Consider the following 11,520-nt stretch of genomic DNA (forward strand, 5'->3'; position numbering starts at 1 on the left):
CATTTGTACCCATGTTGCCCGGTGAAAGCTTTGTTTCATGGGTCAGCCGGTTCGCGCGTGTTCAGTGTGATATGTCTGCGAAAGAGTTTGTATCGTTTGTGAGTGTGCCTCTCCAGGACCTCGCCAGAACCCGGGACAACGCGGTCGAGCGGATGCATGAGCTAACTGGCATTTCGCCGGATCGGCTTGTGCAAGGTGGATACATGCAGCTTTCGCTTCGTTACTACAAGCATCGGAGCGAAGAGTTTCATTCTGAGTTCGTTGCTGGAAACCGGGTGAGTTATTGCCCAAAGTGTATCCTACATGACATTTCCGATGAAAAGCGTTCATTCGGAATGGCAGTTGGGCGTATCAACTGGGCATTTTCAGCAATAAGAACTTGTCCCAAGCATTCCATTCCCTTGGTGCGAGAACGAGGGGAGGGCCCAGGTACACTCTTCCTGGATTTGGCTGCGCATATGCCTGCTGTGGCGCAGCTGACTGAGATGGTTGACGGCGCAGCGCCCAGAGAGGTTTCCGGTCTACAATCCTACATTGAAAACAGATTTGAGGGAGTCGAGGGTCCGGAGTGGTTGGACAACCAAAAGATTGATCTAGCGTCGCGTGCCACAGAGATGCTCGGTGCGTGCATTGAATTCGGCTCAAGTGTGAACCTTTCCACCCTGTCGCAGTTGGATTTGGATTTGGCTGGGCGTACTGGTTTCGAATTCACCCGGAGAGGCTTGAAAGGCGTTCGGGAGGGACTTGAGTTAATCCAGTCTCGAGCATCGTGTTCCATGATCCAGGCAGGTCCGCAGGGTGTATTTGGAGTTCTCTATCAATGGATCCAATTCAAAAAGTACCGCAAACCGGTCGGACCATTTCGTGAAGTATTTCGAGAACACATTCTGGATACAATGCCTATTGCTGTCGGCGTCGACTTATTTGGCGAGCCCGTCCGCCAACGTCGCCGTCATTCAGTGGTATCGCTAAGCCAGAAATTTGGCGTTCACCCCAAAACTGTGCAAAACGCCCTAAAGATGGCAGGCTTATTGCCATCAGATTTCGATCCAGCTCGAGATATCAGCGCAATCGAAGTGCTCTCCGCTGAAAACCTGCTGAAAAAGATACAGCGATCAATACCTGTTTCTTCGGTTCCGGAGTATCTTGGATGCGGAAGACACCAAGTCGCTCAATTGATTGAGGCAGGCATTCTCAAGCCAATTGCAGGGCGTCGGGACGGTCGAAGAAGTGTCACGCAAGGCATCAACGCGGAGGACTTGAATACGTTTGTGGATCAACTTCGAGCTTTTGGGCAATGCGTATCAAAGCCCTCTCAAGGTATGCTCGGAATCGTTGACGCATCCAAGTCCTTAAAGGTGCACTCTGTCAGGATCGTTGAATTGCTGCTCCGACAAGATCTAACCAAGATCGAACTGCTCGATGAAGAGTTGCGATATAAATCTGTTCTGATCGACAAGAATGAAGTTGGAAGAAAACTGGGTGTTCGGTCGGGTTTGTCAGGAATCTCTATCTCCTATACTGCGCGGGTTCTTGGTCTTCCGATAGGCTCTATCGAAGCTCTCTTGCGAAAATCGCCTGATGACATGGAACCTCCATTGAAAATCTGCGGGCAAGCTAGACATGCGGGCCAAGTGCGCGATCTGGTTGATCCGCGCAGCGTCGAGAGCTTCAAGTTTAGGTTTCAGAAGCTCTCAGTGGTTTCTGAGAGGATGTCAATGACTGTTCCCGCGGCTCGAAAAGCGCTGTCAGAGCGAGGGGTGTTTCCAGTTTGGGATCCGAAGGAGGTTGGTGCTGAATTTTATTGGGCAACAGATGTCTGAGTTGTTTAGGAACAGTTTTTTAGCCGCCCTTTGAGGCGGCTTTTTTTGCCCCTAAAAATTTTTCTGTGGGTCTTAATGTATTGGCAAAGTGGGCAAAGTGTTCGCCGTTTTGATCGTGGGCAAATAAAGATCCAGTAAATACAAAGGTTTCGTGGCGGGCATCTTGGCGAATGAGGGTTATTTAGGGGCTGCCGTACAAAGTCAGCGCTCATCAATTTGACCCGACAGACTGAGTGTCTGGCCACGCAAGCGTGGCCATCGCTTTTCTGGGCGGTGGTTTCTATTTCGAACCCTGATCAGTCGCAGCCAGTTGATGATCGGACGGCCAGCAACGAACAAGACACGGGATTGTTCGCAGGCGCGTATTGATTTCAGGTCGAACACATATTTTTTGATTCACTTCTGCAACATTCTTGTGAATGCTGCATTCCCGTCTCTTTTCCGCCGGATTTTGTGCTGATAAGCAATGATTGAATATCGGGATGTTAAATAGTGCGAGTGGGCAGATGAGAGCCGGAGTTAACGGTCAGGTAGCCATTTCATGGGATCAAACTGAAATTGACGGACTCGAGGACGCGCCTCTGGCTTGTCTGGCCGTCGGCGCGGCTTGGTCATGGCGCGGACAGGCGATAGTGCTGAGCGCCGAGGCCGAAAACAGCATCGAACAGATAGGATATGCGCGGGGCGCTGCAACCCGTTTGCAGAACCGCTTTCCGATTGTCCGGGAAGTTTCCGGCAATGTGACCGGCGCTTTGACACTTACCAATGGGTCGCAGCGGTTTTCAGCCAACCTTGTTGCCGACACCAATGATGCAGCACCGACCATCGTTTTCGATGGCGCTTGCCCGCCACGGGATGAAGAATTCTGGATCGTCGACGTGACCGAGGTTGTGATGGTGCACAAGGCGGGTGTTGAAGGCGGCGGGAACGTCGTTGCATTTCCGGCCTGAACGCGACCTGTATTTTTCTTGACAAAGGCGGTGTGACGGCGGTCGTCGCATACGTGCAGGAGCCTGTGCTGCTTGCGGCGAACATATCTTTGCAGATATTCGAAACTGCGTTGAATGCCATGTTGACTCTGCTGGCTTTGCGGATATAAGCGCGGCTTCATTGGTGTTGGTGGCCCCCGCAAGGGGAAGCCTGTCATGAGGGAAACCTCAAGAGGACAACGCCCTTCATAGTTGCCCGTTTGGGCATCGACCTAAAGAAGGAGATCAGCCGTGACCAAACGCACGTCTGCCAAGTACAAAATCGACCGCCGGATGGGCGAAAACATCTGGGGTCGTCCGAAATCCCCGGTCAACCGTCGTGAATACGGCCCCGGCCAGCACGGCCAGCGCCGCAAAGGCAAACTGTCAGACTTCGGTCTGCAGCTGCGTGCCAAGCAGAAGCTGAAAGGCTACTACGGCGACCTGACCGAAAAGCAGTTCCGCCGCATCTATGCCGAAGCCGAGCGTGTAAAAGGCGACACCGGTGAAAACCTGATCGGCCTGCTGGAGCGCCGTCTGGACGCCGTCGTCTATCGCGCCAAATTCGTACCGACCGTCTTCGCTGCGCGTCAGTTCGTGAACCACGGTCACGTCAAAGTGAACGGCAAGCGTGTCAACATCCCCAGCTACCGCGTCAAAGAAGGCGACGTCATCGAAGTGCGTGACAAGTCCAAGCAACTGGCTGTTGTTCTGGAAGCTGTTGCCCTAGCCGAGCGTGATGTTCCTGACTACATCGACGCCGACCATTCGAAAATGACCGCAACGTTCGTTCGCGCACCGGGCCTGAGCGATGTGCCGTACCCGGTCATTATGGAACCGAACCTGGTCGTCGAATTCTACGCGAAGAACTGATCTTCGCATTCCGATCCGGAATTCAGAGCCGCACCTTTGGGTGCGGCTCTTTTCATTTTCAGCCCAGCAGAACGATATCTGACGCGCCTGCGCTGCGACGCAGCTCGTGGATGTCTTTTAGTTCCGGGTCGTTGATCCATCCCAGCGCCGCGTCCCGGTTGGGAAAGGAAAGCAGGGCTGCAACATCAGGCAAGTCCGGCGCGCCGTCCAGCGCGGTTGTTTCTGCGGTGGCGTGTTCGACTTTTCCGCCATGGCGGGCCAATGCAGTCCCGGCCTGTTCGCGATATGCGGCCAGAGCGTTGGGATTCTTTACAGTGAGTTTTGCGTAGGCATAGATCATGGCTTTTCTCCTTGATGTGTGGGCAAAAGCTAGGGTGTGATCTGCTTTGCGAAAACGCGTGTATTTGCATCAATGATGTGCGAATTTGCATGTATGGATATTCATTGGGATGATTACCGGGCCGTACTTGCCGTGGTTCGAAGGCGCACCCTGTCCGCCGCGGCACAAGAGCTTGGCGTCAACTACACAACTGTCGCGCGCCGTATAGCGCGCGCCGAAGCTGCGACAGGTGAAGTGCTGTTCGAAAGGCTGACCGACGGGTATCGGCCGACAGAAGCAGCGCACCTTGTCGCTGCATATGCTGCCCGGATGGAAAGCGCAGAACACGCGATGCTGCGTGGTTTGTCAGGGCGAGATGCCCGATTGGAAGGGCAACTGACCTTAACCGCGCCGCAACTGTTAATTGCCCATGTTCTGTCCCCGGCGCTGGGCGAGTTTGCTCAAAGGCACCCTGCTGTGTCTTTGCAGGTGCGCGCGGCAAACGAGATTCTGGACCTTAATCGACGCGAAGCCGACATTGCGATCCGGATCAGCCGCAACCCCGGCGATACGTTGAAAGGTCTGCGCCTGACGCAACAGCACAGCGCTTGTTTTGCCACGCCTGAAAGGGCCGCGCGAATGCGGCAAGATCCGAACGCGCCCGTGGATTGGTTGCTTTATGAAAAGCAGCCGAACCTGCCGGACGGCGTCGACAAAATCTATCCGAACTCGCGGATACATATGCGCTTTGATGACATGGTCGCGATGGCGGGTGCTGCACAATCAGGGTTGGGCGTTGTGCGTATGCCGGTGTTTCTGGGCCGCTCACTCCGGGGCTTGGTGCAGGTTCCGGTCCTTTCACCGCAACCCTACGCAGATATCTGGATCGTGGCGCATCCGGATGTTTGGCCTTCGGCAAAACTGGTCGCATTCCGCGACATCGCGGTGCCCTTTTTCAAGCAAAAACGCCCGTTGTTTACGGCGTGATCATATCGGCAATGGTCGTCCTTCGGCGATTGCTTCCATCGCGAAATACGACGTGACACTGTCCAGCTCGACCTTTTCGATCAGCCGTTGATACACCTTGTCGTAAGACGCCATATCCTGTGTGACGACTTTCAGCTGATAATCATAGTCACCGCCGATACGATGAAAATCCACGACCTCGGGGATCGTCAGAACGTGGCTGCGAAAGGCCTGTAGCCACTCGGTCGAATGATGCCGCGTGCGCAGCATGACAAAGACCACAAGGCTCAGGCCCAATTTCTCGCGTGCGATGCGGGCGGTTGAACCGATCAGGACGCCATCTTCGTTCAAAGCCTTCAGCCGCCGCCAGCAGGCGTTCTGCGAAAGCCCCGCACGATCCGCTAACTCCCGTTGCGACAGGGTGGCGTCCTTCTGCAGTTCTTTCAGAATGCGTGTGTCAATTTGATCCAATTTTGATGCCATTACTGATCATATGACACAAAGATTTTAAAATCTATGCAATAATAGGTGAAGTTTTCGCGCTGACAATAAATCACATTAGTCGGACAGTTAGGAGCCAATGCAATGTCCCTGTCCAAGTTTCGTGCGGAACTCTGTTCCACCGCTCACAATTCAAACCTGCGCGATGGGCTGATCGGAGAGAATGTTCTGATCCCGGGTCTGCATGGGGACGTGCCGCTTGTCTATGCGGATTACGTCGCTTCGGGTCGCGCCTTGCGGCAGGTCGAAGACTTTGTGGCGCAACATGTGTTGCCGTTTTACGCGAACAGCCACACCGAGGCCTCTTACTGCGGATCTTACATGACACATCTGCGCCGCGAGGCGCGGGCGGAAATAGCCCGCATTGTTGGTGCCCAGGAAGAGGACGCGGTGATCTTCACCGGGTCTGGCGCCACTGCGGGGCTCAACCGGTTGGTCAGCCTGCTCGGGGTGGCAGAGGCCGACCAACCGGTTGTCTTGATTGGTCCGTACGAGCATCACTCGAACATCCTGCCGTGGCGGGAAAGCAAGGCACTTGTGGTTGAAATCCCCGAGGCCGAAGGCGGCGGGGTTGACCTCGGGGCGCTGGAAACCGCGCTGTTGACCCATGCAGGCGCCGATCTTCTGATCGGTTCCTTTTCGGCGGCGTCCAATGTAACCGGAATTGTCACGGACCCTAATCCGGTGACGCGGTTGCTCAAGGCGCATGGCGCTGTGGCGATTTGGGATTACGCCGGGGGCGGGCCTTACCTGCCGATGGATATGGGGCCGGCGGACGCGCGCAAGGATGCGATCGTCGTTTCCCCGCACAAGTTTCCGGGCGGTCCGGGGGCCTCGGGTGTTCTGATCGTAAACCGGGCTGCAGCCAAACGGAACTGCCCCAGCTGGCCGGGTGGTGGCACCGTAAGTTTCGTGTCACCGTGGCGGCATGACTACAGCGCGGACCTGTCTGCGCGGGAAGAGGCGGGAACGCCCAACGTGATCGGTGATATCCGCGCGGCGCTTGCCTTTATCGTCAAGGATGTCGTCGGCACGGAAGAAATCGCAAGACGCGAGGCGCAGTACAACCAGATGGCGCTGGACGGGTGGAAGGATAACCCGCACCTGACATTGCTTGGGGTCAATAATTCGCATCGCCTGCCGATCTTCTCTTTCCTCGTGCGCGACAATGCGGGGCAGCCTGTGCATCAGCAGCTGTTTACCCGGATGCTCAGCGACGTCTACGGCATTCAGGCACGTGGCGGATGTGCCTGCGCAGGGCCTTATGCCCACCGCCTGCTGGGGATTGACCGCGCCGCGTCCGAGGCTCTGCACGCGGCCTTGTCTGCGGGCGAAGAGATGAAGAAACCCGGCTGGGTACGCCTGAATTTCTCGTACCTGATGAGCGAGGAAACGGTTCAATTCATCATCGACAGTGTCAATGACCTGTCCCGCCGTACCGAGGAATTCGTGCCGTATTACAACGCCGACCCGGCGACTGCGCGCTTCAAGGCCGCATGATGGAATTGCCGCTTTTCTCAATCCGTTGAGACAGGTATGAGGGGCCCAATCAACGGAGCCTCTCATGACCAAGATCACCCCGCAACCCGGCATTATGGACATCGCGCTTTATCAGGGCGGCCAGTCGCATGTGGCGGGTGTTGAGCATGTGATCAAGCTGAGCTCGAACGAGAACCCGTTCGGCCCCAGCCCCAAGGCGATTGAGGCGGTGCGCGACAGCGCGGCCACTTTGCATCGGTACCCCAACACCGACCACGCCAGTTTGCGCGCGGCCATCGGCGCGCGTCACGGACTGGACCCTGCGCAGATCATCTGCGGTGTCGGCAGCGACGAGGTGCTGCAATTCATCGCTCAGGCCTATGCAGGGCCGGGGGATGAGGTGATCTATACCGAACACGGGTTCTCCATGTACCCGATCATCGCCCGCATGGCAGGTGCCGCACCGGTCATGGTGGCCGAGCGCGACCGCAAAGTCGATGTGGATGCCATTCTGGCCGCCGTAACCAGCCAGACGCGGATCGTGTTTGTGACCAACCCCGGTAACCCGACCTCGACCATGATCTCGAACGACGAGCTGGACCATCTGGCACAGGGTCTGCCTGATACCTGCCTGATGGTTCTGGACGGTGCCTATGCCGAATTCGTCGACGGTTTCGATGGCGGCGCGTCTTTGGTGGATGCGTATGAGAACGTAATCATGACCCGCACATTCTCGAAAGTGTACGGGCTGGGCGGGATGCGGGTCGGCTGGGGGTATGCGCACCAATCGATTATCGATGTTCTGAACCGGGTGCGTCAGCCCTTCAACCTGTCTTTGACAGCCCTGGCCGCAGCCGAAGCAGCGATCAGCGACGTCGATTTCCTGACGTTCTGCCAATCTGAAAATGCGCGCCTGCGAGTGTGGCTGGCCGAGGCGCTGGACAAGATTGGCGTACCCTCGGACCCGTCCTGTACCAATTTCATCCTCGCGCGTTTTGCCGATAGGGCCGAGGCCGAGGCCTGTGATGACTATCTGAAAACGCAGGGTTTGATTGTCCGCCGGGTTGCAGGCTACAACCTGCCGAATGCCCTGCGGATCACCGTGGGCGATGAGGAAGCCTGCCGCCGCGTCGTTGCGGTGATTACAGCATTCAAAGAGGGCGCAGCATGAGCCAGATTTACAACCGGGTTGCGCTGATCGGGCTGGGCCTGATTGCCTCCTCCATGTTCTGGGCGATCAAGCGTGGGGGCTTGGCCGGGGAAGTGACCGGCTATGCCCGGTCCGAGGCGACACGTGACACCGCGCGCAGAATCGGGCTGTGCGACCGCGTCTGTGACACGGCGCGCGAAGCGGTCGAAGGTGCTGATCTTGTCGTTCTTTGCGTGCCTGTGGGGGCAATGGGGGCCGTCGCAGAAGACATCGCACCCGTGCTCAAGCCCGGCGCGACCCTGTCGGATGTGGGGTCAGTCAAGCGGCATGTCATTCACGCAGTTCAGCCGCATATCCCCGAAGGTGTGCATTTCATTCCCGCGCATCCTTTGGCAGGGACGGAACATTCCGGTCCGGAATCGGGTTTTGCCAGATTGTTCGACAATCGCTGGTGCCTGCTGGTGCCCGTCGAAGGAACCGACCCGGATGCAATCGCCCGCCTTCGGGCGTTGTGGGAAGGTATGGGCTCCCATGTCGATGAGATGGACGCCGATCATCACGATCTGGTTCTGGCCGTCACGTCCCATGCGCCGCACCTGATCGCCTACACGATGGTTGGCGTGGCCGACGATCTGCGCCGGGTGACCGATAGCGAAGTGATCAAATACTCGGCCGCGGGTTTCCGGGACTTCACTCGCATCGCCGCATCCGACCCGACCATGTGGCGCGATGTGTTCCTGTCCAACAAAGACGCGACGCTGGAAATCCTGGGCCGGTTCACGGAAGAGCTGTTTGCGCTGCAACGTGCCATCCGGACCGGGGACGGGGAACATTTGTTTGACTACTTCACCCATACCCGTGCTATTCGTCGCGGCATCATCGACGCGGGGCAGGACACCGACGCACCGGATTTCGGGCGGGGAAAGGCAGGTTCATGAGGTTATACCGGGGGCAATTTCTGATCGGGATCATGGCGTTGTGCGCCGTGGCCACACAGGCAACACCTCTGGAACGATCTCTGGTTCCTCCCGCACGTCCGATTCTGGACCAGCACAACGTTCAGGTTGTGTCCGCTGTTGCCCCGGTGTCCGTCGCGGCCATAACCGATCTGCGCCCCATCTCACGTCCGGTTTCACCGCAGGTCACTGCTGCACTGGCGCGACCATCGAAATTGCCACTGCTGGGGCCCGACACGTCGCTGATGCCTTACTTGAGACCTGAATCGCTTGAACAGCAGGTGCTTTTCAAGAAGCGCAAGCTGCGTAAAGGGTCAGTTTGCGGAGATATCGCCATTCAGGGCAAGCCCGTCGGCAGGGTCGGCAGCGACAACTCGGCCTGTGGCGTAAAAGATGCTGTGCAGATCACCTCTGTTTCCGGTGTGGCACTCAGCCGCCCGGCGACGATGGATTGCGGCACCGCAGTTGCACTGAACAAATGGGTCGACAAAACGGTCAAACCCACCTTCAAACGTCGCGGCCCGGTGGTCGAATTGCAGGTGGCAGCCCATTATGCGTGCCGAACTCGCAACAACCGCAAGGGCGCGCGGATTTCCGAGCACGGCAAAGGACGCGCCATCGATATTTCGGCCTTCAAGTTGGCCGATGGTGAGGTCGTGACCGTCCTAGAAGGATGGCGCAAGAACCCGTCACAGAAGCAATTGCAGAAGATCTGGCGCGGTGCGTGTGGCCCGTTCGGTACGGTATTGGGGCCGAACTCGGACGGCTACCATCGCGATCATTTCCATCTGGATACGGCACGCTACCGCAGCGGAGCGTATTGCCGTTAACGCAGGATCAGCCGCGGGGCAGGGCCCAGCGGCACCGGCCCCAGGGCTACAAAACCATCCCGGAAGTTCAGTTGCAGGTCCAGCGCGTTGGGGTTGCCGCCCAACCCTGCCAGAAAATTCAGTGCACGGGTGACAGGATCAACCGCCTGATCGGGCAGGGCACCTGCCGCGTTTGCCATGTCGATCATATCGCGCCAGTTCTCGGCCTTGACGGCGATCTCACCGCTCGGAACACCCTGTGAGTCTACATCCAGCTTACCAGCCGCAAACAGGCGTAACCCACCCCATTTGATCTCGGCCAGTCGCAGGTCTATGGCCACGGGCTGCGGTCTGCTGTGTTCCAGCGCCGACCTGTCCCAGACTTTGCTGAACGTGGTGACCATGTCCAGTTCCAGCGTTTCGAAGGACTGCGGCAGCGACGCGGCCGAATTCATAAGGACCCGCAACCGGTCACCGGGTGTGAACCCATCCGCGCGGGCGGTAATGGCATAAGCTTCGGGTTGGGATGTTTGCGCCATGATCAGGCTTAGGGTGTCCCCAGCGGCCAGTGCTGTGGAGTTTTCGGTCACCGACCAAGCCCCTGCCGTCAGCGCCAGTTTCTCAAGCACAAGCGAAACGCCGGGTTGCAACTGTAGTTCGGCAATCAACTCATCTGCGACAATCGTTGACGTCTGATCGTAATAAGACAGACGTTGGGGCGTTTCGGCAAACCGCAGCACCTGCCGGCCGGGCCAGATCGCTGGGCTTTCGAATTCGATCCAGTCCGCGCTCCAGGCTGTGCCATTCACCGGGTCGGCAAGGGCGGGATTGTTCAGGCGGGTCAAGTGGTGGGTCGGATACCCTGCCGTTGTCACGTCCGAGAAATCAGCCAGCCAGCCACGGGCCTGTTGTTGATCAAACCAGCCAGTGATTGCCACGCGCAGGCCATATCCGGCGACAAACCAATAGGCGCTCCACAGGATCCCGATAAAAATGACTACTCGTATGACACGGCGCATGAGCTTTGGCCCTTTTTCCTGCCTCGGAATTGATGTTTATAGGCCCAAACGGGCAAGGACCAGTGCAATGACGATGTGGGTTTTCGGTTATGGATCGCTGCTGTGGAATCCGGGCTTTCCGGTCGCACGCAGCGAACGCGCGACACTGCATGGCTATGCCCGGTCCTTCTGCATGAGCTCGATCCACCACCGGGGAACCGAAGAAGAACCGGGTCTGGTGCTGGCGCTGGACGAACAGGCAAACGCGATCTGCACCGGTCTGGCCCTTGCGGTTGAAACCGGTCACGAAGACCGCACCCTGCACGAACTGCGCGAGCGCGAGCTGATCTCGTCGGCCTATGTCGAACGTATGCTGGATGTGCATCTGGAAAATGGCGACATCGTCAACGCCGTGACCTATGTGATCGATGCCGACCATGTGCAATACTGCGGCGGCATGCCTTTGGAGGATCAGGCCCGGATCATCGCCCACGCGGTTGGCGGACGCGGCCCGAATGATGAATACCTCTACAACACTGCCGAACATCTGGCCGAGATCGGCCTGCGCGACCCCGATCTTGAGTGGTTGGCGCAACGGGTGCGCAGTATTACCGCATAAACTCTTGGCGTCACCAGTGGAATTTCGCTAGTTTCGACGCAGAGCAGGCAAATACCGGG

General features: G+C 57.4%; 12 protein-coding genes. 9 read left to right on the top strand and 3 right to left on the bottom strand.

Going from position 1 to position 11,520, the window contains the following annotated elements; translation table 11 throughout:
* The first annotated feature begins 11 nt into the window (after positions 1 to 11).
* The 3 genes from ACR0BK_RS04580 to rpsD all read left to right on the top strand — a co-directional run bounded on the left by ACR0BK_RS04580 (position 12) and on the right by rpsD (position 3,664).
* Entirely contained in the window at positions 12 to 1,823 is a 1,812-nt protein-coding gene (locus ACR0BK_RS04580; protein WP_480554138.1) for a TniQ family protein, read from the top strand.
* Between the two features lie 506 nt (positions 1,824 to 2,329).
* Positions 2,330 to 2,773: a hypothetical protein gene (locus tag ACR0BK_RS04585; protein WP_480475404.1), complete on the top strand. Its 444-nt coding sequence runs from the start codon at positions 2,330 to 2,332 to the stop codon at positions 2,771 to 2,773.
* 270 nt (positions 2,774 to 3,043) lie between these two features.
* The gene (rpsD, locus tag ACR0BK_RS04590) at positions 3,044 to 3,664 is read left to right on the top strand and encodes a 30S ribosomal protein S4 (protein ID WP_480519198.1); all 621 of its coding nucleotides are present in this window, start codon (positions 3,044 to 3,046) and stop codon (positions 3,662 to 3,664) included.
* A 58-nt stretch (positions 3,665 to 3,722) separates the two neighbouring features.
* Here rpsD and ACR0BK_RS04595 read toward each other — a convergent pair whose 3' ends face one another.
* Positions 3,723 to 4,004: a DUF1330 domain-containing protein gene (locus tag ACR0BK_RS04595; protein ID WP_480519196.1), complete on the bottom strand. Its 282-nt coding sequence runs from the start codon at positions 4,002 to 4,004 to the stop codon at positions 3,723 to 3,725.
* 93 nt (positions 4,005 to 4,097) lie between these two features.
* On the opposite strand from ACR0BK_RS04595, the gene ACR0BK_RS04600 reads away from it, so the two are divergent.
* Positions 4,098 to 4,970, top strand: a complete 873-nt coding sequence (locus ACR0BK_RS04600; RefSeq protein WP_480519193.1) for a LysR family transcriptional regulator — start codon at positions 4,098 to 4,100, stop codon at positions 4,968 to 4,970.
* Here ACR0BK_RS04600 and ACR0BK_RS04605 read toward each other — a convergent pair whose 3' ends face one another.
* A complete protein-coding gene (locus tag ACR0BK_RS04605; protein ID WP_480519191.1) occupies positions 4,971 to 5,432 on the bottom strand; it encodes an Lrp/AsnC family transcriptional regulator in 462 nt (153 codons plus the stop codon). It lies immediately after the preceding gene.
* A 102-nt stretch (positions 5,433 to 5,534) separates the two neighbouring features.
* Here ACR0BK_RS04605 and ACR0BK_RS04610 point away from each other — a divergent pair, with 102 nt between their 5' ends.
* The 4 genes from ACR0BK_RS04610 (at position 5,535) to ACR0BK_RS04625 (ending at position 9,865) form a co-directional block, all read left to right on the top strand.
* Positions 5,535 to 6,950: an aminotransferase class V-fold PLP-dependent enzyme gene (locus ACR0BK_RS04610; RefSeq protein WP_480553903.1), complete on the top strand. Its 1,416-nt coding sequence runs from the start codon at positions 5,535 to 5,537 to the stop codon at positions 6,948 to 6,950.
* 64 nt (positions 6,951 to 7,014) lie between these two features.
* A complete protein-coding gene (gene hisC, locus ACR0BK_RS04615) occupies positions 7,015 to 8,100 on the top strand; it encodes a histidinol-phosphate transaminase (protein ID WP_480519187.1) in 1,086 nt (361 codons plus the stop codon).
* The gene (locus tag ACR0BK_RS04620; RefSeq protein ID WP_480553904.1) at positions 8,097 to 9,017 is read left to right on the top strand and encodes a prephenate/arogenate dehydrogenase family protein; all 921 of its coding nucleotides are present in this window, start codon (positions 8,097 to 8,099) and stop codon (positions 9,015 to 9,017) included. The genes hisC and ACR0BK_RS04620 overlap by 4 nt, the downstream gene beginning before the upstream one ends.
* Positions 9,014 to 9,865, top strand: a complete 852-nt coding sequence (locus ACR0BK_RS04625) for an extensin-like domain-containing protein (protein ID WP_480553905.1) — start codon at positions 9,014 to 9,016, stop codon at positions 9,863 to 9,865. Before ACR0BK_RS04620 ends, ACR0BK_RS04625 begins: the two co-directional genes overlap by 4 nt.
* Here the strand turns inward: ACR0BK_RS04625 and ACR0BK_RS04630 are convergent.
* Positions 9,862 to 10,863, bottom strand: coding sequence for a DUF2125 domain-containing protein (locus tag ACR0BK_RS04630; RefSeq protein ID WP_480553906.1), 1,002 nt, complete (start codon positions 10,861 to 10,863; stop codon positions 9,862 to 9,864). The genes ACR0BK_RS04625 and ACR0BK_RS04630 overlap by 4 nt on opposite strands.
* A gap of 67 nt (positions 10,864 to 10,930) precedes the next feature.
* Between ACR0BK_RS04630 and ACR0BK_RS04635 the strand changes: the two genes are divergently transcribed.
* Positions 10,931 to 11,461, top strand: a complete 531-nt coding sequence (locus ACR0BK_RS04635) for a gamma-glutamylcyclotransferase (RefSeq protein WP_267365629.1) — start codon at positions 10,931 to 10,933, stop codon at positions 11,459 to 11,461.
* The last annotated feature ends 59 nt before the right edge of the window (positions 11,462 to 11,520 follow it).

It is taken from the genome of Ruegeria sp. AF1, assembly GCF_056542125.1.